A 21,681-nucleotide genomic window follows, 5' to 3' on the forward strand; every position below is an offset into this window, starting at 1 on the left:
GGCAGATGTGATCAGAATTCCACTGGCCGATCGCCGTTCTCATCCTGAATGCGGGTGGGCAGGCCAATCTTGTTCAAAAGATTGATGAAGGGCTTTGGAGCAAGCTCCTCAACATTTGCCATCTTCTTCACATCCCACTCGCCGGTCGCAACCAGCATAGCGGCTGCCACGGGCGGAACGCCAGCGGTGTAAGAGATGCCCTGGCTGCCCACTTCGTTATAGGCTTCCTTGTGGTCGGCGACGTTGTAGATGAAGACGGTCTTTTCCTTGCCGTCTTTCAGGCCCTTTACGTAATCGCCAATGCAGGTCTTGCCTTCATAGTCCGGCGCCAGAGATGCCGGGTCTGGCAGGCACGCCTTGACCACCTTCAGCGGCACGACTTCGGAACCATCGGCCAGTTTCACGGGCTGCTCGGAAAGCAGGCCAATAGACTTCAGGACCGTGAAGACGTTGATGTAGTGATCGCCAAAGCCCATCCAGAAGCGGACGTCCGCGCCGTCCATGTTCTTGGCCAGCGAGTGCACTTCGTCATGGCCGCAGAGATAGGCCTTGCGCTTGCCCACGACGGGAAGGTCATATTCCTTGCCGATCTCGAACATCTTGTTCACCTGCCACTGGCCCTTCTGCCAGGAGTAGACGACGCCTGTGAATTCGCGGAAGTTGATTTCCGGATCGAAGTTCGTGGCGAAATACTTGCCGTGGCTGCCAGCGTTGATGTCAACGATATCGACGTCCGTGACCTTGTCCAGATATTCGTCCTTGGCAAGCTTAGCATAGGCATTCACTACGCCGGGATCGAAGCCAGCGCCGAGGATGGCGGTGATGCCTTTCTCCTCGCATTCAGCCGCGCGCTTCCACTCGTAATTGCCATACCAAGGCGGGGTTTCGCAGATCTTGTTGGGTTCTTCGTGGATTGCGGTATCGATATAGGCGGCACCCGTGTCCATGCAGGCGCGAAGTACCGACATGTTCAGGAAGGCAGTGCCGACATTGATGACGATCTCGACGCCGAGCGTCTTGATCAGCGCCTTTGTCGCTTCAATATCAAGTGCATTCAATTCATGAGCTTCCAGAACGCCTGGCTGCTTCATAGCCTTCTTTTCATGCACGCTGGCGATGATGGCATCACACTTCGACTTGGTGCGCGAAGCAATGTGAATATCGCCCAGCACGTCGTTGTTCTGCGCACATTTGTGCGCCACGACCTGCGCGACGCCCCCGGCGCCGATGATGAGCACGTTCTTTCTCATGATGGGGACCAACTCCTTAAGTCCAATCGTCAGAGACCTTCCTGAGGTATTTCAGGAAAGGCTTTGTTCGTAGTCCGCGTAAGAAAAATCACGGACCGTCCTGAGGCTGCCATCCAGTTCCCGGATGGCGATTGCCGGCATTTTCACGCCGTTAAACCAGTTTTTCTTGACCATCGTATAACCGGCGGCATCCTGAATGGAGATCCGGTCGCCAATGTTCAGTTCGTTCGGAAAATCGAACTCACCGAAAATATCGCCGGCCAGGCAGGATTTGCCGCAGACCATGTAACGATGCGGTCCCTGGTTAGGGGAGACCTTTGCGTTTTCACGATAGATCAGAAGATCCAGCATGTGCGCTTCGATGGATGAATCCACCACGACAAGGTTCTTGCCGTTGTAGAGCTTGTCGAGCACGGTGACTTCCAGTGTCGTCGACTTCGTAATCGAAGCTTCGCCTGGTTCCAGATACACCTGTACGCCATATTCGTCGGAGAAGCGCTTAAGGCGCTCCGCAAATTGCTCCAGCGGGTAGTTTTCGCCGGTGAAATGAATGCCACCGCCGAGGCTGACCCATTCCGCCTTCTTGAGAAGCGGCGCGAATTTTTCCTCGATCTGGCCAAGCATCTTGTCGAAGAGGGCAAAGTCACCGTTTTCGCAGTTGTTGTGGATCATGAAGCCGGAAATAAGATCCATCACTGGCTCGACTTCCTTCACATTCCACTCGCCGAGGCGGGAGAAGGGGCGGGCCGGATCTGCCAGATCGAAACTTGACGATGAGACGCCTGGGTTGAGCCGCAAGCCACGGATGATGCCGGAGGACTGCTTTTCGAAGCGTTGCAACTGGCCAACCGTGTTGAAGATGATCTTGTCTGCATGGCTGACCACCTCATCGATTTCATAATCGGCATAGGCGACCGAATAGGCATGCGTTTCCTTGCCAAAACGCTCATGGCCAAGGCGCACTTCATTCAGTGATGAAGATGTCGTGCCATCCATGTAATCGCGCATGAAATCGAAGACAGACCAGGTGGCAAAGCACTTCAGCGCAAGCAAGGCTTTGGCACCGGAAAGTTCGCGAAGCCTGGCGATCTTCTCCATATTCTGGAGGAGTTTCGATTTGTCGATGAGATAATAAGGTGTCTGGATCAAGGCTCTATCCTTCGTGAACCCAGCCGTTTCCGGCGGAAGTGAACGGGACGCCCCGAATGCGTCGAGGGGGGCTTATGCAAAAGGGGGGCAGAAGGCAAGAGTGTGCTGCCCTCAATCAGCGGATATTGATGGAATTGTGCATCTGAATGCATGCAGTCTTATTTATAAACCGGCATCCATACATGGGTGTGACGAAAGGTGATTTCATCCTGTTTTAGTAAATCGTAAGGAGCGGTTGCTATCAGGAAATGGTGTTAGCCTTTCGGATTGATCATGCAGCTAGATCTCGCAACGGTTCTATTTTTGCACCCTCTGTCTTTGTTGGTGGGCGCCGTCTGCTTTCTCTATACAAAGTTGCATTCGCGCAGTCACATAGGCCTGGGTAAAATGGCATTCGGTTTTGCCATCTTGGGCTCTGGCTCCATTCTGGCGGGCCTTGGTGAACGGAGCGAGCTTCCCTATGGGTTATGGACTTATGTCAGCTTTTGCTCCGGGCCTGTCGGCTGCGGATTTTTCTGGTTGGGTTTGAGAAACCTCATTTTCGAAAAGCGTAGCTTGTCTTCCTTCTGGGTCGCCTTGCTTGTGGTCACGCTGATGCTTTGCGTCTTCCTGTCGGGCGCTTATTTGATCAATTTGCAGCGCGCCGCGCTCTTCCTGTCGGTCGTCGCAGCCTTTTCACTCGCCAATATGAGTATGCTGTTATTGGACCCGGTAAGAGAGCAGCTTGTCAGCCGGTTGCCGCTTGCCGGAATGTTCGGTTTCAAAGCGTGTATCGCTGTTCTGGCTATTGTCACCATTGCCTTTCCGGAGGACATCGCAGTCGGCCCTGCCTTTGCTTTTTCCATGATGACGGTTTGCCAGTTCGGCATCGCTCTCTTCGTCCTCATCTTTGTGCAGGAGCGTGTAGAGCGGCGGCTGATTGCGCTTAGCGAAGTAGATTCGCTCACGCGCGTGCATAATCGCCACTGGTTACATGATCGACTTCCCGCTGTGGTTCAGAAAGGCGATGCCTTTGTTGCAATCGATATCGATTTCTTCAAATCCGTCAACGACCGCTACGGCCATGCGGCGGGTGATCATGTGTTGGTTGTGGTTGCCGAACGTATGCAGGCGATAGCCGGTGCAAACGCGCTCTTTGCCCGCATGGGTGGGGAAGAGTTCGGGCTTTTCGTCCCGGCTGATACGTCCAGTGTCGCCTTGGCTGTAGCGGAAATGTTGAGGCGGGGCGTGCAAACTCTAAATGTCGAATTTCAGGCTGCGCGAATTCCCCTGACCATAAGCCTTGGCGTTGCGGTGGCAGACAAGGCGTTGCCGCTTGCCGCGCTTCTACGCAGCGCTGACGAGGCGCTTTACGATGCCAAGCGACAGGGAAGAGACCGCGCAGTCATCACCTCTGTAACAAACGAAGTCTCGCACCTCGACCATCCGCACGGGGTCATTTGTCCTCAGGCGCTTTGAGAGAACAGGTCTGATGGCTGACTGATCTGGCTTGCAAGATTGGGACGAATTTGCTTCGCCTTTTTTTGTGAAGTGCATGATGCGGAGTACGATTCCCGATGATGAAAGATATCTCCTTGCAGGCCGCCATCATGGGCGTGCTGATAGCCTTCGTCGGTTTCATCAGTTCCTTCGCGGTTATCATGCAGGGTTTGACCGTTATGGGAGCAACACCGGATCAGGTGGCATCTGCGCTTCTGGTGCTTTCCGTGCTCATGGGTCTCCTCGGCATTCTGCTGCCACTCTGGAAGCGGATGCCTATTAGCTGCGCCTGGTCCACGCCGGGCGCTGCGCTTCTCACAAGTGTCGGAGCCGTCGAGGGCGGGTTTCCTGCGGCCGCCGGTGCTTTCGTTCTCTGCGCTGTACTTATCGTATTGTCGGGGCTTATTTCACCGCTTGGTCGCGCCATGCGTATGATACCTGCTTCTCTTGCCAATGCGATGCTGGCGGGCATTCTTCTCAATCTTTGCCTCGCACCGGTGAAGGCGGTGGTCTTCAATCCATGGCTTGGGCTTCCCATCGTTGGGACGTGGATGATCGTGTTGGTTTGGAAACGGCTCTGGGCCGTGCCGGCTGCACTCGGCGCGTTTGTTCTTGTTCTTGTCTTCGGTGTTGATCTGCCGCCAGATATCATGAGACGCCTAGCAGGCTCCATCCATCCGACATTGGTGCCGGTCGTGCCTTCCTTTACGTGGTACGCCTTTGTTTCGATTGCCATTCCGCTGTTCATTGTCACGATGGCATCGCAGAACATTCCAGGCATCGCGATCCTCAAGGTCTATGGCTATGAGCCACCGGCGGGACCGCTATTTGCAGCTACCGGTATCTTCTCCGGAATTGGTGCTCTGTTCGGCGCAGTACCGGTAAACCTTGCTGCGATTACGGCTGCGATGTGCGCCAGCGATGAGGCGCACCCCGATCCCAAGCGGCGGTATTGGGCGGCGATCATCGGTGGAGCAGGCTATATTTTGCTTGGTTTGCTTGCCTCTGCCATTATTGCGTTCGTGGCACTATCTCCACCCATCCTGTTGCAGGCGGTTGCAGGGCTTGCGCTGATTGGTGCGTTTTCGAATTCGGCACAGGCAGCCTTTCGGGAGATGGAATCACGTGAAGCTGCGGCAGTAACCTTTCTCGTAACCGCCTCCGGTACGGCATTTCTGGGTGTTTCCGGTGCGTTTTGGGGGCTTGTTGCCGGTGCACTGCTGCTTGCCATGAGACATACGTTGAACACGGCTAAAGAACGTTTTTGATCTTGCGCGCGGGCAAGGCTCACGCTATCAACTTACGCATGACGATCTCGGGCACACCATTTTCGATGTTTGAAGCAGCAAGCCGCAAGGCTGGTTGCGCCGCATCGCATGCCCTAAACTCGCTTCTTCTCCTCGGCCTTATCCGCGGTTGCCGGGTCCGTTGAGGAGCGCCCGGCGGCCGAAAGAGCCTGCCGGCAAGAGCTCCTCGCACAAAATCCCAGATAAGAACCGAAAGCCTCTAACGAGGACTTGATCCACCACCGTGACGCTGTAACAGGCCAAGAGCCAAAGTGCCGATGCTGGATGCGAAGGAGAGATGAAGATGGACGCCAAGACTTCCGCCGAGACGCAATCTGCTGCTGCAAAGGGCATGGCTGACGCCGCCCGCAAATATCGCGCTTATCCGCAGATCAACATTCCCGACCGCACCTGGCCATCAAAGGTAATCGACAAGGCCCCGATCTGGTGTTCGGTGGACCTGCGTGATGGCAACCAATCTCTGGTCAACCCCATGGGGCATGACCGCAAGGCGCGAATGTTCAAGCTGTTGCTGGACATGGGCTTCAAGGAAATCGAAATCGGCTTTCCGTCTGCTTCTCAGACGGATTTTGACTTTGCCCGCTGGTGCGTGGAAGAGGGTGGCGTGCCGAAGGATGTTTCCCTGCAAGTTCTGGTGCAGTGCCGCCCGGAACTGATTACCCGCACGTTCGAGGCGCTGGAAGGCGCGCATAAGCCGATCATACACTTCTACAATTCCACCTCCGAATTGCAGCGCCGCGTCGTGTTCGGCAAGGATGTCGGTGGCATCAAGCAGATTGCCGTCGATGCAGCCAAGATGATCACCGACATGGCAGCCAAGGCTGGCGGCGGTTATCGCTTCGAATATTCACCGGAAAGCTTTACCGGTACGGAGCTGGATGTGGCGCTGGAAATCTGCAATGCGGTGATTGCCGAAATCAAGCCGACAGCCGATAACAAGCTGATCTTGAACCTGCCATCGACAGTGGAAATGGCGACGCCGAACATTTATGCCGACCAGATCGAATGGATGTGCCGCAACATCGATAACCGCGAGAACGTTATCATCTCGCTGCACCCGCACAATGACCGTGGTACAGGCATTGCCGCAACGGAGCTGGGCCTGATGGCCGGCGCCGACCGCGTGGAAGGCACCCTGTTCGGCAATGGCGAGCGCACCGGCAATGTGGACGTGGTGACGCTGGCCTTGAACATGTACACGCAAGGCGTTGATCCTGAACTGGATTGCACGGATATCGAGCGGATCAAGGCTGTCTACGAATATTCAAACGAGATGGTTATCCCGGAGCGTCATCCTTACGTGGGTGAATTGGTCTATACGGCCTTCTCCGGCTCCCACCAGGATGCGATCAACAAGGGCATGAAGGCGATCAAATCCGCCAACTCCCCGCTGTGGGAAGTGCCTTACCTGCCAATCGACCCGCAGGATGTGGGGCGCACCTACGAGGCAATTATTCGCATCAATTCCCAATCGGGCAAGGGTGGCATCGCTTACATTCTGCAACAGGATTACGGCATCAACCTGCCGCGCAACCTGCAGGTGGAATTCCGTGAGGTTATTCAGCGTATCACCGATGAGGAAGGCAAGGAGCTGCCTTCCAAGGCTATCTACGAGCGCTTCATCGAGCGCTATGTCGAGCAGCCTGAAGGTCGCATCAAGTTCGTGGATCACCACACTTATCCAGCGGGAATGGATCAGAAGGGCATCCGCGTTGTTGCTGCTGAAATTACCGATAATGGTGAGACGAAGCGGATTGAAGGCAAAGGCACTGGCCCCATCGATGGCTTCATCAATGCCTTGTCGATCTATCTCGGCGTCGAGCTTTCCGTCGCGGATTACTCGGAGCATTCCTTGCAGCATGGTTCGAACGCTTCGGCCATTGCATATGTCGAGGTTGAACATGCCAAGGGCAAGCTGTTCGGCGTTGGCATCAACAAGAACATCGTGACAGCCTCGCTGGAAGCCATCGTATCTGCGGCAAACCGGGTGGTCAGCGGTAAGTAATTGCCGCTATTCTGAAAGTGATTGATAGCCTCTTCCCGAGCTGGGAAGGGGCTTTTCTTTGGTCAACGTGACCTCAAACTATCTGCCAGAACCGCATCGATCCGTTTATCCTGCATCTGCGCCACGTTAAAACGCATAAGGTTAGCGGCATTCTGCGAGAGGCTGAAGACATTGCCGGGGGCAAGCACAATGCCGCGGGCGAGAGCCGCCTGTGCCAACTCGGCGGCATCCACACCCTCCGGTAGCGCGCACCAGAGATAGAAGCCGCCGCGCGGGCGAAGAAGCGGGTGAATGCCCAAGGCTTCCAACCTCTTGCTCACATCCTGCCGCGCATGTGCCAGCTTGCGACGCAGTTCCTCCATATGCTTGCGATAGCCGCCGCCAGAGAGAACATGGGCGGTGATTTCTGCCGCCACCGGGCTTGGTCCGCCGAAATTCGTTGCAATCTGGAGATCGATCAATCCCTCCACCCAGTCACGCCGAGCCGCGATAAAGCCGCAGCGAATGGAGGCCGAAAGCGCCTTTGAGAAACTACCAATACGGATGACGTTGTTCAGCCCATCCAATGCAGCAAGGCGCGGTGACGGGTCGGGCTCGAAATCCGCAAAGATGTCGTCCTCTATGATGGTAACCTGATGCTGGTTGGCAAGCGTCAGCACCCGGTGCGCAACCGGGGGAGAAAGTGTCGCGCCAGTGGGGTTATGCAGCGCTGAATTGGTGATGTAGAGGCGAGGCCGGTGCTGTGCCAGCACCGCCTCAAGCTCCGCAAGATCCGGGCCGCTCGGTGTGTATCGGACGCTGACCAATTGGACCTGATGGGCTTTGAGCAGCGCCTGGAAATTGAAGTAACAGGGGTCGTCGATCAGCACCGTATCGCCGTTTCGAAGCAGGTAACGGCAAATGAGATCGAGCGCCTGCGTTCCGGTGTTCGTCAACATCACCTGCTCGGAACTGGCGGAAATGCCTTCCTCGGCAAAACGGGAAAGCAGCAGCCGCCTGAGCGCGGGTGAACCCGCGCTGTTGCCATAGTCTGTCAGAATGCCTGTTTCTGTCCGCGCCATGGCGCGCATGGCGCGGCTTAAAGCGGCCTGCGGCATCCAATCTGCTGGCAGCCAGCCGCATCCGGGCCGCAACACAGTCTCCGCCGCATCAAGCGATTGGCGCGATACCCAGAAGGGATCTATGGCTCGTGCTTCCGGCGTCTGCGCCTGCATGAGGGTGAGGGGCTGTAAAACCGCTTTGGAGACATAAAAGCCGGAGCCCGGACGAGCCTGAATGATGCCTTCTGCAACCAGTCGCTCATAGGCATCCACCACCGTAGCCGGGGAAAACTTCATGCTGGCCGCCAAAGTGCGGACGGAGGGGAGTCGATCACCCGGCAGCAGGGTCCGCTGCTCAATGCGTCCACGGATCGTTTTCATCACCGTGTCACGGCGGCTCTCCGTCCTTGTAAGATCCATTTGTATTGCTCTTTGTATCCATACAGTTTTTCAGAATTGTATCGCTCTGTGCCTGTCTCTGCCAAGCGACTTTTCCTATAGATGCAAAGAAAGAGAGGGATGATGAAGCTTTCGGTCGATGCCTGGATCAGCGGGTTTGTAGGCGTGGTTATATTCAGCGGGTCACTGCCTGCCACGCGTGTTGCGGTGGCGGATTTTTCGCCGCTCTTTCTCACTTCCGCCCGCGCAGTGATCGCGGCCATCTTGGCTGCCGGAATGCTCGCGATGTTCGCTGAAAAGCGACCGGCGCGAAGCGATGTCCTGCCGCTTTCTATCGTTGCCTTAGGTGTCGTAGTTGGTTTTCCGCTTCTCACAGCACTGGCGCTGCAAACCATTACGTCTGCCCGGTCCATTGTCTTTATTGGGCTATTGCCGCTTGCGACGGCCATTTTCGGTGTCTTTCGCGGTGGCGAGCGGCCAAAGCTCCTGTTTTGGGTTTTCTCTGGTTTGGGAAGCGCCGCTGTTGCAGGGTTTGCCGCGCAATCCGCCGGGTTTGCCAGTGGAACCGGGGACATGTTGATGCTGGCCGCCATCATTGTTTGCGGCTTGGGTTATGCCGAGGGTGCCAGCCTTTCTCGCCGCTTGGGCGGTTGGCAGGTCATCTGCTGGTCTCTGCTGATTGCATCACCGTTCATGCTCATCCTGGCGATGATGTATTTGCCGCAGCAATGGACAAGCATTGGTTTCCGGGCATGGGCGGGTCTCGCCTATGTATCAGTCTTTAGTATGCTGATTGGTTTCGTGTTCTGGTATCGAGGGCTTGCGCTGGGTGGCATTGCCGCTGTTGGCCAACTGCAATTGTTACAACCCTTTTTTGGTCTTTTGCTTGCCGCCCTGTTGCTGGGTGAGCCTATCAGCCCCGCAATGTTGATGGTAACCCTGGCCGTGGTGGCCTGCGTGGCCGCTGCGCGAAGATTTGCCCGATGATATGGGTTAAAGCACGTTGCGGCTTATAAGTCTCATGCAACGTGCTTTAAATTTATGTTTCTACGCATATCGTCATCGCAAAACCGCTGCACGCTTTTGCGCGAATGCTTAGATAATCCCGGCGACCTTTGTAGCCAGCGATTCCAGAAACGCATCAGAGGAGGGGCCAATCAGCACATAATTCGCCTGCATGCCCTGCCATGTCACCATGCCAATATCGTCGCGAATGATTTCGCGCATGTCCTGATCCTGCATCGGCGCGATGAATTTGGTGAAAGCGATAGAGATCACCTCCCCGTCGCGGTTCTGGTAAATCAGCTGACCAACTGGCCGTCCACCCGCAGAAAAAAGTCGCGCACCCTGGAAAGTCAGCTGTTCACTGGATAGGTCTGGGATGCGGAACGAGAGCCCGGTGGTTGCCATAAGCCATTCCACGATATGAGCGGACTCCGACGCCGGGACCTCGACCAGGTGGCGAGACTGGCGGGAAAACAGCCGGTAATGCGAGGCGACATCATCCAGCCAGGCTTTGACTGGATCACCCGCCAGTTCCGCATAGGTCACGATGCGCGATGGTGCGCCAAACATATATCCCGCTGCGGCACCCATTGCGAACATCACCAGGCACGAGGATGCTATCAGCCGGTAGGTCGGGCGCATCTTCTGCTTGACGATTTCCTGCTTGGGAAACCGCAGCGCTCGCCGTCCTTCCTGTGCTGTCTTAATAGTGCGCACCAAGCCCAAGGAAACCGGTTCCTTCAGCATGCCTTCGAAAATTAAGCGGCCCTGTTCGTTCGCCAGATTCAGCTGTTCCGCGGTTCCCCTCGCATCAGCATCTTCCGCCAGAAGCGCGGCCAGTTCAGCCTTTTCCTCTGGTGTCACCTCATTGTCCATGAGAGCGGAAAGGCGGGCGTCCAGGCTGATTTGGCGAAGTTGATCCGTCATTGGGCTTTGCGCTCCGCACCAGCAGGAATGAGAATGGCAAGTTCACGACGCGCAGCGAGAATGGTCTCGGCAATGCTATCTTCAGTCGTTGCCATTACGGCAGCCGCTTCGCGGTAGGTGAGGCCTTCGACGGCACAGAGCAGGAAGGCAGCTGCGAGTTCGGCTGAAAGGGCAATGGGCATGCCGGAAGCCGTAGAGGGCGAACCGGCTGAGTTGCTGAGGGAAGCGGTACTTTCGCCGGATGACTTCTTTTTGCGGATGTCCGTGCGCCACAGCGAGCAGATCGCTCCGAAGAGCCGAAGATCCAGTCGATCTTCCCCGTCCTGAAAGGGTGCTTTTAAGAGTGCCTGTTCACAGACCTTTGAAACCAGTTCATCCGCGCGGGTGCTGTGTTGCGCAAGTACCAGCGCGAAGCGTCGCAGCTTTGGCAGCAATGCTACCAAGTCTCGTTTAATATCGGAATTGTTCGACCTTGCGTCCATAAATCCGTCAGGCTTCAGTTTTCGATGTACTGGTTCAGTCCAATAACCATTAAATCATGCGGGCCTTTCCCCAAGCTGGCTTAAAGCTCCAACTCCAGCGGGGGTGGCTCCGGCAGTGGTTCAGGCATTCCGTAGAGAACGCGCCGCTGTTCATGCGCGATTGCATCTGCCGTTGGCGTCAGCCCAAATCTGTCACATGCCAGGTTCCATGCGCCAGGCTGCCCGGACAATGTGAAGAAATTATAGGCGGCTGGCGGTTTATGTCCGCCCGGCCCCTGAGAGGCCGAGGCAATGCCGACCACCGGCACATCGCCCCGGTGGGTCTTCAGGTGATAAAGCGTATTGAGATGCGTGTGGCCGTGGAGGATGAGTTCCGCGCCGCCGGTTGAAATCGCTGCGCCGAAACGCCGAATTCCCAACATCCTCTTGTGTGAAGCCGCAGCCCCGCGAACAGGCGGATGATGAATGAGCACCACCCGAAACAGACCTTCTTCCCCGGCCTTGCGCAGCAGGTTGACTGTTTCACGCGCCTGGCGTGCGCTGAACAGCCCGCTGGCGGAGAAGGGTAGCGTCGCGTTCGAGGTGGAACAGCCGATGATCGCAATCGGGCCTCGCCTGCGATAAGTCGGAAAGATGTGCTCTTCATCTGGCCACTCTGCAGGGTCGTTATCGGCTGCAATGAAGGGATACCATTCGCGCACGGAACGATCATGCGCACCCGGCACATAGGCATCGTGATTGCCGGGAACGACAGTGGTATCCAGCGGCTCACCAATGCTGCGCAGCCATTCACCCGCCAGCTTGATTTCGATGGAGGTCGCCAGATTGACGAGATCCCCGGTAACCATCACATGATCCGGGCCTTTGAGCCGCATATCGCTCAACAGAAGATCCAGCGTGTTGACCAGCAAGTGCTTGCGCCGGTTACGATGCCAGTTAATAAAGCCGGTGATGCGCTTGGATGCCAGTTCGCGCACGGTAAGGCGAGGAAGCGGACCAAGATGAACATCGGAAATGTGCGCGAACGTATACATTGGTTGAGACATAGAGTGACACAGCCCAAGGGGCAACCCGCATGAGTGGCAAAGGTATCCCCGAAGTGAGCGGCATCCGCACGCGGGTGGTGGTTTTCTTCCTGCACAAGCTGTTTGCGTTCACGCGTGGCATGACTTTAGGTGTTCGCGCTGCCTGCTTTGACAGTGAAGGTCGCATATTTCTTGTCCGCCATTCCTACGTGCCGGGCTGGTACATGCCAGGCGGCGGTGTAGAGCGCGGAGAAACCGTTTCTGTCGCCTTGATCAAGGAGTTGCGGGAGGAAGGGAACCTTGAAATTCAAGGAGAACCAGAACTGTTCGGCGTGTACCTGAACCGCAACGCCAGCAATCGCGACCATGTGGTTTTTTATCGCGTCACAGTCATGCAGACGGCCCCTCGGCCTCCAGATCGTGAGATTGCCGAAAGCGGGTTCTTTTCGTTGGATGCGCTGCCGCCGGATGTTACGGCAGCGACCCTCAGGCGCTTAACGGAGCTTTCCGGTAAAGCGCCCAAGGCCGAATATTGGTGAGCGTCAACCGCGACCGTGTGGTGCATCCAGATCAAGCTGCGGCCCCAGCGGCACAATACCTGTGGGGTTGATGGTTTTGTGGCTGCGATAGTAGTGCTGCTTGATGTGGCGGATGTTCACTGTCTCCGCTACGCCGGTATGCTGGTAAAGCTCTCTCAAGTAGCCGCTGAGATGAGGATAATCCGCGATACGGTGAATATTGCATTTGAAATGTCCGACATAAACGGCATCAAAGCGCACGAGTGTGGTGAAAAGCCGCCAGTCGGCCTCCGTCAGCTCATTCCCCACCAGATAGCGCGATCGGCCAAGCCGCTCGTCCAGCATGTCGAGAGTTTCAAACAGTGTCTGCACGCTTTCGCCGTAGGCTTCCTGCGTGGTGGCAAAGCCAGCCTTGTAGACGCCGTTATTCACCGTGTCGTAAATGACGGCGTTGAGGCGATCAATCTCATGCGCCAGTTCCGTCGGATAAAAATCCGCCGTCGAGCCTGTGAGTTCATTGAAGGCTGAGTTGAACATGCGGATGATATCCGCAGACTCATTGGAAACGATGGTTTTCTTTTGCTTGTCCCAAAGCACTGGCACCGTCACTCGGCCTGTATAGGTCGGGTTGGCACGAATATAGACTTGCCACAGAGCCTCTGCGCCAAACAGGTGGTCCACTGTTGCATCTGCGTCGTCCTCAGGGCGGAATTCCCATCCTTTATCCAGCATCAATGGGTGAACCACCGAGACGGATATGAGGGGTTCAAGTTTCTTCAGCTTGCGGAAAATCAGCGTGCGATGCGCCCACGGGCAGGCGAGCGATACATAGAGATGATAGCGATCGGCCTCTGCTTTGAACCCGCCTTCGCCCGATGGGCCAGCTTCGCCATTAGGCGTGATCCAATTGCGGAATCTGGATTGGTCACGCTTGAAATGGCCGCCTGTTGATTTCGTGTCGTACCAAACATCCTGCCATTTGCCGTCTACCAGCATTCCCATGGGTCGTTCTTTCGTTTTTCATCACTTTATACGTGCGCCAGCATATAAGGCCGGGCGGGATTTCCGCAATGTTGACACTGTGTTTTCGATAGACGACGCAATTTTTTACTGATATTGCAATTTCAAGTTTGAGGATTTTTGCCGATGGCCAGCACCCGGATACTGCGACGACGTTGATTGAACTGCCTCTGCACCTTTCGGTGCCGTTCACAATGCCGTTGTCTGTTTCCTTGCCTGGTTTTTCCGCACATGAACAAGCATGAACTTGTCTACCTCACAGAAGACGCTTCCCACGATGACATCATCGAACTGATCAACGCCGAAGCCTTTGGGCCTGGCCGTTTCACAAAATCCTCCGCACGTATTCGCGAACAGGGACCGCATGATCGGTCTCTCTCATTTATCTGTGCCGACGATGGAGAAACGATTGCGTCGGTTCGGATGACGCCGGTTCGGGCAGGGGGCGTTGACGGACATCTGCTCGGGCCACTGGCCGTTCGTCCCTCGCACAAGAACATGGGCATCGGCCGCGAACTGGTAAGGATCGCGGTGGAGGCTGCACGGCGCAAGGGTTCCGAAGCGGTGATCCTCGTAGGCGATCCACCCTATTATATGCCGCTCGGCTTTGAAAAAGTCGCTTATAACGCGCTGACATTCCCCGGTCCGACCGATCCGGGCAGAATTCTGGTCGTTCCCATGGCGGAGAGCGTTCACGAGCGGCTGAAAGGCGAAATTACCTGGCAGGCGTGGGTGCCGCCAATGGCCGTGGCGCTTGCTGCCGAGTAAAACCTCTACCTATCCCTTCAGAAAGTCTTGCTTAGCCAGTGCATATGGTGGCCGCCAGTAAAGGGGCCGTGCTTGCCGATGATCTTGTAGCCGTATTTCAGATAGGCTTGCAGGGCATCCGGGTTCATGGTGTCGATATAGGAACCGATGCAGTGGCGTTTCTTGGCCTCGTTTTCCGCCATGGTCAGGAGCCGTCCAGCAAGGCCATGGCCGCGATTTTCTTCCGGTATGTAGAGAAGCTGAACATAGAGCCAGCCGCGTGCTGTCCAGCCTATGAGGCCGCCGGCCATCTCGCCCTTTTCATTTTGAATGCTGATGGCCAGTTCTTTCTTATCGCTCTCGCCAAAGCGGGCATTGTTGTAGGCAACGAGAGGATTGCGAACGGCCTCTTCCATCTCTGGCGTGTAATGGTCGGTGATGACCAGTTCGTATGTCATTATCGTCCTTCTCTCCACCACATGGCAGAAACCGCCAGCAGTAGTGCCGCAAGACCTGCAAAGCCCGCGAAGAGCGGTGTTGTATCGATGCCCTTCAGGACCGTTTCATCAGTCATGCGAATGACCATTCTGCTGGGATCAGTTATACGCACATCGCCGCGCACTGGCACGATGTCAGGTACTGTCACGCCGTCTCCATTGGCAATACGACTGATGAGGCCCCTTGTTTTCTGCGCGTAAGGTGCCAGCACATCGCCAGTAGAGATCATGGCCTGGAACTCTGGTGCATCGACATTGCCAATATGCACCAGCGTCGAGAGATCGCCATTGCGCACCTCAAACAGCCCGGTTTCATCCATGCGCTTTTCGATCCGGTAAAGGCCGGGGCCTGCTGCTGTGAAAGGTACGGTTTCTGTTTTACCGGAAGGATAGCGAATGGTGGCTGGACCCGGGTCATCACCAATGGTCTGGCGCGTTGCTTCCAGCGTGCGGCCAAGCGCACGGGCGGTCAGCGCCTCTTCTTCCAGTTCAGGTTCCTTCATCAGCCAGTGCGCGATGCGGCGATAGAGAGAGACGTGCGGCCCGCCGCCTTCAAAACCGCGCGCCCACAGCCAGCCCTGATCGGAAAGCAAGGTCGCGACGCGGCCTTCACCCTTACGGTTCAGCACAAGCAGGGGGCGGTTGCCATCACCCACCATCACGGTCTGTCCCTGCGGTTGGTCCACATCAACCGTTCGGAACCAGCGCCCCCAGGATGGAGGCTCGCTGCCCGAGCCATCGAGCCCACGGGTTACAGGGTGCTTTTTTCCCTCATCGGAGAGGCGTGGGAAAAAGGGTGCATTGTGTACGCTGCCACTTGGGAGGGCGGGGAGCACCGTCGAAAGCGGCGTCCAGGCAATAGAGGATTCGCCCGCATATTCCGGCCCGGCCGCCACCAGCAGTGCACCGCCTTTTTCCACATATTGCGCGATGTAATCATAATAGAGCATCGGCAAAATGGGAGTCGCGCCAAGGTTTTGGTAGCGATCGAGGATAATCAGGTCGAAGTCGTTGATCTTCTCTATAAAGAGCTCACGCGTTGGAAAGGCGATGAGCGAAAGTTCGTTGATCGGTGTGCCATCCTGCTTGAAGCTGGGGCGCAAAATGGTGAAGTGCACGAGGTCAACGGAAGCATCCGATTTCAGCAGATTGCGCCATGCGCGTTCTCCGGCGTGAGGTTCGCCCGATACCAGGAGAACACGCAGGTTCTGGCGAATGCCATCGATGATGTGAACGGCGCGATTATTGGCGGCACTCACTTCCCCTGCCACTTCCGGCACGGAAAGTTCCATGATGTTGTTGCCACCGCGAGGCACGGTGAAGCGCAGCGGAACGGGTGTACCGGGCGTGGCCTGAACGGTTGCAATGACCTCACCATTCATTTTAACAGTGACGGGAGCCGCGCCGCCGGGAGAGGGGCCTTCATCCACTACCCTGAGCGTAATTTCCTGATCTTCGCCGACAATGCCAAAGCGCGGAGCTTTGACCACTTGGATGCGCCTGTCGAACTCGCCCTGACGACCTGTGATCAAGCCATGGATCGGCGCGTTGAAGCCTAAATCCTGATTGATTCCGGGCATGTCATGAACCTGCCCGTCGGTCAGGAAAATGGCACCGCCGACGCGACCGGGAGGAACATCGGAAATGGAAGCGCCCAGCGCTGACCAAAGCCGTGTCGATGGCGTTTCCGCATCCTGATCCTTCACCTCAACAATACGGGGCTCGATGCGGGGAAAGCGAGATAGCTTGTCCGTCAGTGCTTGCAGGGCCTGATCCGTCTGGCGCGCCCGCTCAGGAATTTCCTGGCTTTGGGAGCGATCCACCACCACGGGCACGATGGTGGAGAGCGGCTCACGATTTTCCTGTGTCAGTGTCGGGTTGGTCAGTGCCAGCAACAGCACGGCCAGGGCAAGGCCGCGCAGCAATGACCCGCGCAGGCCGCGCCACAGCGAAACCAAAATCAAAGCTGCGGCGAAGATGGCAAGACCAATCAACACAGGCCATGGCAAAAATGGAGCAAACTGCAAATTCATGGCAAGACCTTCCCTACTGGCCTAGCCGTTGCAGCAGATCCGGTACATGCACCTGATCCGCCTTGTAGTTGCCTGTCAGCATATACATCATAATGTTCACGCCGGTCCGATAGGCGTATTCGCGCTGCATTTCATCAGAAGGAACGGTTGGCAGCATAGGAACGCCATTGGCATCCACCGCCCAGGCACCAGCCAAATCATTCGCGGTAATCAGGATCGGGCTCACGCCATCGCCTGATGATGAAAGAGGTCGGTCCGGATTTCTCGCCTCCTGACGGGCTTCCACCCAAAGCGGGCTACCCGCATAGCGCCCCGGAAAGCTCGAAAGCAGATAAAAGGCGCGGGTCAAAATGTGATCCGATGGGGCCGGTTCCAAAGCCGGAATATCCACATTCGCCAAAATCTCCTGCAAGCGCTGGCCATTCGCAGTCACCGATCCGCCTTCCAGCGAAGAGATCTGGTCACGCGTATCGAAGAGAACGGTGCCGCCGTTGCGCATATAGGCATCGATGCGAGAGATTGCCGCTGCACTGGGCATCGGTGCCGTGGCGGATATGGGCCAATAGATCATGGGATAGAAGGAAAGCTCGTCCTTCGAAATATCCACGCCGACCGGCGCACCTGGTTCGAGTGCCGTTCGGAATGAGAGGAATTGCGTCAGACCATCCAGGCCCGCCTCCGAGATGCGATCCACTTCCTGCTCGCCGGTGATGACATAGGCAAGATGCGTGGTATCCAGCCTCTCCAGTGCCTGTTCATCGCCGGGTTTGTTATCGGCGGCCTGTACTGGCGGTGCTGAAACAAGCAACGGTAGGGCAAGAAGACCAAGCAGGATGCCAGCGGCTGCACCTCGGCGGGGCAGCCGTGAGAAAGCTCCGTTGAGGAAGAGAACGATCAGGCTATCCAGCAGCAGCAGGCCGAGCGCGATCATGAACAATGTGGGACGCAGGGAAACCGCTTCGCGGCCTATCAGTCCCTCGCGCGTGGCATTGATATTCGGCGCGGTTGCCGAGAACGGTTCCAGCTTGGCGTCCGATGGCAGCAGATTGACCGCACTGAATCCTTCCTCGCTGCCATAAAGGCCAGGTGGGTGATCAATCGAGGCGGTCGCGACCTGACCATTGGCCAGCGTCAGCGGCTTGGCCGCACCCACTTGGGTGGTCAGAGCCCCTTGGGCGTTCAAAAGGCGGTAAGGCGGCAATGCTGCGGCAGCTTCGGAACCCTTGCCAGCAGGTTGCGCGCCGCCAGCGCGGGCAAGTTGTGTCAAACGACGCAACATCTCCACGAAGGAGCCGGAGAGTGGTAGATCCGACCACGTAGCCTCGGCGCTCACATGGAAAAGAACGATGCGTCCTGCATTTACCTCCCGAGTCGTTACAAGCGGCGTGCCGTCGGCAAGACTTGCCCAGGTGCGCTCGGCGAGATCAGGAGAGGGTTCAGCAAGCACCTGCCGCTTGACCGTCACATCCTGTGCCTTCGGCATTCCGGCAAATGGGCCGAAATTCGGGAAGTCTGCAAGCGGCTGTGGCTCTGCCCAGGAGAGCGCCCCCCCCAAGGCACGCTCGCCCCGGCGAAGATTGACCGGAACCAGCGGATCGTCCGTTGGTGCTGCGGCAAGGCGTGGACCGGCAAAACGGATCAGAAGGCCACCACGAGAAAGCCAGCGTTGCAGCGGCTCATAGGTTTCCGCAGGCAGTCGACCTACATCGGCCATGACGATGGCGGATGGATTGCTGTTCAGAATGTCCGGCAGCGAAGTGGCAAGGTCAGCGCTTTTGGGTTCGATCACATCCGCATAGGGCTGAAGTGCGCGGCTGATGTAATAAAGCGGTTGCAGCAGCGGCTGCATTTCGCTGCCGCTATCACCGGAGATCAGGGCGACACGGCGGCGTTTGAAGCCATCGTCCAATAGGTGGATGGCACCCGCATTTGAGAGACCCTGCACGGAGAGGCGGGCAAAATCGTTGCGAAGCTCGAAGGGGGCAGAAATCTCTGCAGTTGCCGAGCTTGAGCCTGCCGCAAAGCTAAGCGGCGCGGAGGCGAGCGAACGGCCCTGCTGGTCCAGCGCATCCACGGTCAGCGATTGCGAGGCACCGCGCGACAGGCGTTGCGCCGTTACTGTCATGGCTCCGGCATTGTTTACAGCCTGGGTGAGTGCAATCGCGCCCTCGCCTTCGCCGGAGACAATGCGCAATTCGGCGGGCGACAGGCTGGAAAGGTCAGACATCATATCTGCGTCTTCCGATGTGGCGATACCATCCGTCAGGAAGATGACCGTACCGGGGCGGATGCCGTTGAAGGCTTCCACAAGGGCTTCCGCTGCGCTTTCCCGCAAGGGGGGCAATGGCTTCGGTTCTGCTGCCGCCAGCTTCTCACGTGCACTGGCAGCGCTACCCGGCACAGCATCCTGTGTTGCATCCGCCGTGAACACGATGGAAACGGGCAGATCGGCCTGATCCGCGTCGTCAATCAACATTTGCGCAGTTTCCACGCGCCGTTCCCAGTCATTGGCAGTCGTCCAGCTGTTATCGATGACAAGCGCCAGTGGCCCACCTGAGGCAAGCGAATTGGTGCGCGGATTGAGAATGGGATTGGCAATGGCAAATATCAGAGCCGCCGCCATCAAGATGCGGATCAGCGTCAACCACCACGGACTTTGCGCTGGCGTTTCCTGCCGTTTGAGAACACGGGCGAGGATTGCCAGCGGCGGAAACACTTCCGTGCGAGGTCTTGGCGGCGTTAACCGCAACAGCCACCAGATGGCAGGCAAAACGACAAGAGCCGCAAGAATGGCAGGGCTGGCAAAGGCGAAGGCGCTCATCGGTTCACTCCGGCAAGGCGGGGCGGATTGCCCGAGAGATAGCCGTGAACGGCAGCCAGCGCTTCGGAGGCGAGGCTATCGGTTCGGTGGAACATGAAGCTCCATCCCATTTGCCGCAGGGCCTGACCAAGCGCTTCGCGCCGCGCTAGATAGGCGCGCTGATAATCCTCCCGGAGCGTTTCAGCACGACCGGCGGTTAGCTTTTCCCCCGTTTCGGGGTCTGAGAACTCGGTGCGGCCGCTATAGGGAAAAGTTTCCTCGGCAGGGTCTGCAACTTCAATGACATGGCCGCGAAGGCTGCGCCGGGCAAGCGGAGAGAGCCGGGCCATGATCTTATCTGCATCATCCAGAAAGTCGCCGATCAGCACGATATCGCTGGCTCCACGGATCATGGATGTTTCGGGCAGTCCCTCTGTCGAAGGCGAGTGGATCAGCGCTGTCGCCAGCCGTTCCGCTGCGTTGCGCGCAGAGACCGGTTCCATTACGCCCGGGCAGCCGATGCGCTCACCGGAACGGGCCAGAATTTCCGCCAAGGCCAGCATCAATACCAGCGCACGGCTTTCCTTGGAGACAGATCCATAGGTCGATTTGAACATCATGGAGGGGGAAAGATCAGCCCATAGCCAGACGGTGTGCGCCGCTTCCCATTCACGGTCGCGAACATAGGTATGGTCATCGCGTGCCGAGCGCCGCCAATCGATGCGGGCAAGGTTTTCGCCTTCCGTGTAGGGCCGGAACTGCCAAAAGTTTTCGCCGATGCCGCGCTTGCGCCGTCCATGCCAGCCGGAGATGACGGTATTGGCAATGCGCTTCGCCTCCACCATGCAATCCGGCACCAGCGCCGCCCTTTGCCGGGCGCGTGCCAGTGCTTCTGTGCTGGATGTCTGCGGAACGATCTGGCCTATGGATGCCACGCCTGCTTCCTTAGCCGTTCAACTGCTTGACGAGATTGCCGATTACATCCCGCACGGACATGCCTTCAGCACGGGCGGAGAAGGTCAGCGCCATGCGGTGCTGAAGCACGGGTTCGGCGAGCGCGTGAACATCATCCACGGATGGTGCAAGCCGCCCCTCATAAAGGGCGCGAGCACGAGCGCACAGCATCAGGGCCTGACCGGCACGAGGGCCGGGACCCCAGGCCACGTGACGATCGGTTTCTGCATTGCCCTGGCCGGGACGCGCCGAGCGCACAAGCGAAAGAATGGCATCGACCACCTTATCGCTCACCGGCATCTGGCGGATCAACATCTGGATCTCCTGCAAGCGATTACCTTCCAGAACGCGATTTGGCTTGCTCTCAGCAATGCCGGTCGTGTCGAGAAGGATTTGCCGTTCAGCGGCGATATCCGGATAGAGCACATCCACTTGCAGCAGGAAGCGGTCGAGCTGCGCTTCCGGCAGTGGGTAGGTGCCTTCCTGCTCCAGCGGGTTCTGGGTGGCCAGAACGTGGAACGGCGAGGGCAGATCGTAACGCTGGCCCGCAATCGTGATGTGGTATTCCTGCATGGCTTGCAGCAGGGCGGACTGGGTGCGCGGCGAGGCGCGATTGATTTCGTCCGCCATCAAAAGCTGCGCGAAGATCGGACCTTTCACGAAGCGGAAGGATCGCTTTCCATGCTCATCCTGATCCATGACTTCCGTGCCCAGAATATCGGAGGGCATGAGGTCCGGCGTGAACTGAATGCGGCTGGCATCGAGGCCAAGCACCGTGCCGAGCGTGGTCACAAGTTTGGTTTTGGCCAGCCCCGGCACACCGACCAGAAGCGCGTGCCCACCGGAAAGCACGGCAACCAAAGTTTTCTCAACAACATCCTGCTGGCCGAAAATGACCTTGGAAACCTCATCGCGAACGGCGGCAATGTCGGTCAGCGCCTTCTCTGCGGCGGCCACCATGGCCTTCTCATCCAGAGGAGTTTCGGTGGAAGTCATGACGCCCATTTCGGTCTCCATCAGGCTGTTCATTCTGGCATTCGGCAA

At 57.2% G+C, this 21,681-nt stretch carries 18 protein-coding genes; 6 read left to right on the forward strand and 12 right to left on the reverse strand.

Translation table 11 applies throughout. The features are described from left to right. Nucleotides 1–11: 11 nt before the first annotated feature. Nucleotides 12–1,250, reverse strand: coding sequence for a saccharopine dehydrogenase family protein (locus tag AC0JZ1_RS06205; RefSeq protein WP_471881546.1), 1,239 nt, complete (start codon nucleotides 1,248–1,250; stop codon nucleotides 12–14). 51 nt (nucleotides 1,251–1,301) lie between these two features. Beyond that, nucleotides 1,302–2,399, reverse strand: a complete 1,098-nt coding sequence (locus tag AC0JZ1_RS06210) for a carboxynorspermidine decarboxylase (RefSeq protein WP_471881547.1) — start codon at nucleotides 2,397–2,399, stop codon at nucleotides 1,302–1,304. Between the two features lie 387 nt (nucleotides 2,400–2,786). Between AC0JZ1_RS06210 and AC0JZ1_RS06215 the strand changes: the two genes are divergently transcribed. From AC0JZ1_RS06215 to leuA, 3 genes are all read left to right on the forward strand, one after another. Then, the gene (locus AC0JZ1_RS06215; protein WP_471881548.1) at nucleotides 2,787–3,857 is read left to right on the forward strand and encodes a GGDEF domain-containing protein; all 1,071 of its coding nucleotides are present in this window, start codon (nucleotides 2,787–2,789) and stop codon (nucleotides 3,855–3,857) included. Between the two features lie 98 nt (nucleotides 3,858–3,955). Further along, on the forward strand, nucleotides 3,956–5,146 hold the full coding sequence (locus tag AC0JZ1_RS06220) for a benzoate/H(+) symporter BenE family transporter (protein WP_471881549.1): 1,191 nt from the start codon (nucleotides 3,956–3,958) through the stop codon (nucleotides 5,144–5,146). 322 nt (nucleotides 5,147–5,468) lie between these two features. After that, nucleotides 5,469–7,190, forward strand: coding sequence for a 2-isopropylmalate synthase (gene leuA / locus AC0JZ1_RS06225; RefSeq protein WP_471881550.1), 1,722 nt, complete (start codon nucleotides 5,469–5,471; stop codon nucleotides 7,188–7,190). A gap of 62 nt (nucleotides 7,191–7,252) precedes the next feature. On the opposite strand, the gene AC0JZ1_RS06230 is transcribed toward leuA, so the two are convergent. After that, nucleotides 7,253–8,650 (reverse strand): aminotransferase-like domain-containing protein, encoded by a 1,398-nt coding sequence (locus tag AC0JZ1_RS06230; RefSeq protein ID WP_471881551.1) that lies wholly within the window; start codon nucleotides 8,648–8,650, stop codon nucleotides 7,253–7,255. Between the two features lie 102 nt (nucleotides 8,651–8,752). Between AC0JZ1_RS06230 and AC0JZ1_RS06235 the strand changes: the two genes are divergently transcribed. Continuing rightward, entirely contained in the window at nucleotides 8,753–9,616 is an 864-nt protein-coding gene (locus AC0JZ1_RS06235; RefSeq protein ID WP_471883371.1) for a DMT family transporter, read from the forward strand. Between the two features lie 108 nt (nucleotides 9,617–9,724). On the opposite strand, the gene AC0JZ1_RS06240 is transcribed toward AC0JZ1_RS06235, so the two are convergent. The 3 genes from AC0JZ1_RS06240 to AC0JZ1_RS06250 all read right to left on the reverse strand — a co-directional run bounded on the left by AC0JZ1_RS06240 (nucleotide 9,725) and on the right by AC0JZ1_RS06250 (nucleotide 12,077). Then, the gene (locus AC0JZ1_RS06240; protein ID WP_471881552.1) at nucleotides 9,725–10,561 is read right to left on the reverse strand and encodes an anti-sigma factor family protein; all 837 of its coding nucleotides are present in this window, start codon (nucleotides 10,559–10,561) and stop codon (nucleotides 9,725–9,727) included. Then, the gene (locus AC0JZ1_RS06245; protein WP_471881553.1) at nucleotides 10,558–11,043 is read right to left on the reverse strand and encodes a sigma factor-like helix-turn-helix DNA-binding protein; all 486 of its coding nucleotides are present in this window, start codon (nucleotides 11,041–11,043) and stop codon (nucleotides 10,558–10,560) included. Before AC0JZ1_RS06245 ends, AC0JZ1_RS06240 begins: the two co-directional genes overlap by 4 nt. An 80-nt stretch (nucleotides 11,044–11,123) precedes the next feature. After that, the gene (locus AC0JZ1_RS06250; protein ID WP_471883372.1) at nucleotides 11,124–12,077 is read right to left on the reverse strand and encodes a metallophosphoesterase family protein; all 954 of its coding nucleotides are present in this window, start codon (nucleotides 12,075–12,077) and stop codon (nucleotides 11,124–11,126) included. A gap of 41 nt (nucleotides 12,078–12,118) precedes the next feature. Between AC0JZ1_RS06250 and AC0JZ1_RS06255 the strand changes: the two genes are divergently transcribed. Then, nucleotides 12,119–12,607 (forward strand): NUDIX domain-containing protein, encoded by a 489-nt coding sequence (locus AC0JZ1_RS06255; RefSeq protein ID WP_471881554.1) that lies wholly within the window; start codon nucleotides 12,119–12,121, stop codon nucleotides 12,605–12,607. Nucleotides 12,608–12,610: 3 nt separating this feature from the next. Here AC0JZ1_RS06255 and AC0JZ1_RS06260 read toward each other — a convergent pair whose 3' ends face one another. Further along, nucleotides 12,611–13,588, reverse strand: coding sequence for a glutathione S-transferase family protein (locus AC0JZ1_RS06260; protein WP_471881555.1), 978 nt, complete (start codon nucleotides 13,586–13,588; stop codon nucleotides 12,611–12,613). 249 nt (nucleotides 13,589–13,837) lie between these two features. Between AC0JZ1_RS06260 and AC0JZ1_RS06265 the strand changes: the two genes are divergently transcribed. Then, nucleotides 13,838–14,374 carry a GNAT family N-acetyltransferase gene (locus AC0JZ1_RS06265; RefSeq protein ID WP_471881556.1) on the forward strand — a complete coding sequence of 179 codons (537 nt, stop codon included), beginning with the start codon at nucleotides 13,838–13,840 and terminating at the stop codon, nucleotides 14,372–14,374. A 17-nt stretch (nucleotides 14,375–14,391) separates the two neighbouring features. Here the strand turns inward: AC0JZ1_RS06265 and AC0JZ1_RS06270 are convergent, their stop codons facing one another. The 5 genes from AC0JZ1_RS06270 to AC0JZ1_RS06290 are packed head-to-tail and all read right to left on the reverse strand — an operon-like array spanning nucleotide 14,392 to nucleotide 21,642. Continuing rightward, nucleotides 14,392–14,811 carry a GNAT family N-acetyltransferase gene (locus AC0JZ1_RS06270; protein ID WP_471881557.1) on the reverse strand — a complete coding sequence of 140 codons (420 nt, stop codon included), beginning with the start codon at nucleotides 14,809–14,811 and terminating at the stop codon, nucleotides 14,392–14,394. Then, the gene (locus AC0JZ1_RS06275) at nucleotides 14,811–16,883 is read right to left on the reverse strand and encodes a hypothetical protein (protein ID WP_471881558.1); all 2,073 of its coding nucleotides are present in this window, start codon (nucleotides 16,881–16,883) and stop codon (nucleotides 14,811–14,813) included. Before AC0JZ1_RS06275 ends, AC0JZ1_RS06270 begins: the two co-directional genes overlap by 1 nt. Before the next feature lie 13 nt (nucleotides 16,884–16,896). Continuing rightward, a complete protein-coding gene (locus AC0JZ1_RS06280; protein WP_471881559.1) occupies nucleotides 16,897–19,704 on the reverse strand; it encodes a DUF4159 domain-containing protein in 2,808 nt (935 codons plus the stop codon). Then, nucleotides 19,701–20,618, reverse strand: a complete 918-nt coding sequence (locus AC0JZ1_RS06285) for a DUF58 domain-containing protein (RefSeq protein WP_471881560.1) — start codon at nucleotides 20,616–20,618, stop codon at nucleotides 19,701–19,703. Before AC0JZ1_RS06285 ends, AC0JZ1_RS06280 begins: the two co-directional genes overlap by 4 nt. 10 nt (nucleotides 20,619–20,628) lie before the next feature. After that, complete coding sequence (locus AC0JZ1_RS06290) at nucleotides 20,629–21,642, reverse strand: AAA family ATPase (protein WP_471883373.1); 1,014 nt, start codon at nucleotides 21,640–21,642, stop codon at nucleotides 20,629–20,631. Between the last annotated feature and the right edge of the window lie 39 nt (nucleotides 21,643–21,681).

Source organism: Affinirhizobium capsici (assembly GCF_977018625.1).

Excerpts from the sequence above, each read along its gene's own strand:
- AC0JZ1_RS06205 (WP_471881546.1), bottom strand. The coding sequence starts at position 1,250 with ATGAGAAAGAACGTGCTCATCATCGGCGCCGGGGGCGTCGCGCAGGTC.
- AC0JZ1_RS06235 (WP_471883371.1), top strand. The coding sequence starts at position 8,753 with ATGAAGCTTTCGGTCGATGCCTGGATCAGCGGGTTTGTAGGCGTGGTT.
- leuA (WP_471881550.1), top strand. The coding sequence starts at position 5,469 with ATGGACGCCAAGACTTCCGCCGAGACGCAATCTGCTGCTGCAAAGGGC.
- AC0JZ1_RS06255 (WP_471881554.1), top strand. The coding sequence starts at position 12,119 with ATGAGTGGCAAAGGTATCCCCGAAGTGAGCGGCATCCGCACGCGGGTG.
- AC0JZ1_RS06250 (WP_471883372.1), bottom strand. The coding sequence starts at position 12,077 with ATGTATACGTTCGCGCACATTTCCGATGTTCATCTTGGTCCGCTTCCT.
- AC0JZ1_RS06215 (WP_471881548.1), top strand. The coding sequence starts at position 2,787 with ATGGCATTCGGTTTTGCCATCTTGGGCTCTGGCTCCATTCTGGCGGGC.
- AC0JZ1_RS06290 (WP_471883373.1), bottom strand. The coding sequence starts at position 21,642 with ATGGGCGTCATGACTTCCACCGAAACTCCTCTGGATGAGAAGGCCATG.
- AC0JZ1_RS06275 (WP_471881558.1), bottom strand. The coding sequence starts at position 16,883 with ATGAATTTGCAGTTTGCTCCATTTTTGCCATGGCCTGTGTTGATTGGT.
- AC0JZ1_RS06240 (WP_471881552.1), bottom strand. The coding sequence starts at position 10,561 with ATGACGGATCAACTTCGCCAAATCAGCCTGGACGCCCGCCTTTCCGCT.
- AC0JZ1_RS06270 (WP_471881557.1), bottom strand. The coding sequence starts at position 14,811 with ATGACATACGAACTGGTCATCACCGACCATTACACGCCAGAGATGGAA.
- AC0JZ1_RS06280 (WP_471881559.1), bottom strand. The coding sequence starts at position 19,704 with ATGAGCGCCTTCGCCTTTGCCAGCCCTGCCATTCTTGCGGCTCTTGTC.
- AC0JZ1_RS06220 (WP_471881549.1), top strand. The coding sequence starts at position 3,956 with ATGATGAAAGATATCTCCTTGCAGGCCGCCATCATGGGCGTGCTGATA.
- AC0JZ1_RS06260 (WP_471881555.1), bottom strand. The coding sequence starts at position 13,588 with ATGGGAATGCTGGTAGACGGCAAATGGCAGGATGTTTGGTACGACACG.
- AC0JZ1_RS06265 (WP_471881556.1), top strand. The coding sequence starts at position 13,838 with ATGAACAAGCATGAACTTGTCTACCTCACAGAAGACGCTTCCCACGAT.
- AC0JZ1_RS06245 (WP_471881553.1), bottom strand. The coding sequence starts at position 11,043 with ATGGACGCAAGGTCGAACAATTCCGATATTAAACGAGACTTGGTAGCA.
- AC0JZ1_RS06230 (WP_471881551.1), bottom strand. The coding sequence starts at position 8,650 with ATGGATCTTACAAGGACGGAGAGCCGCCGTGACACGGTGATGAAAACG.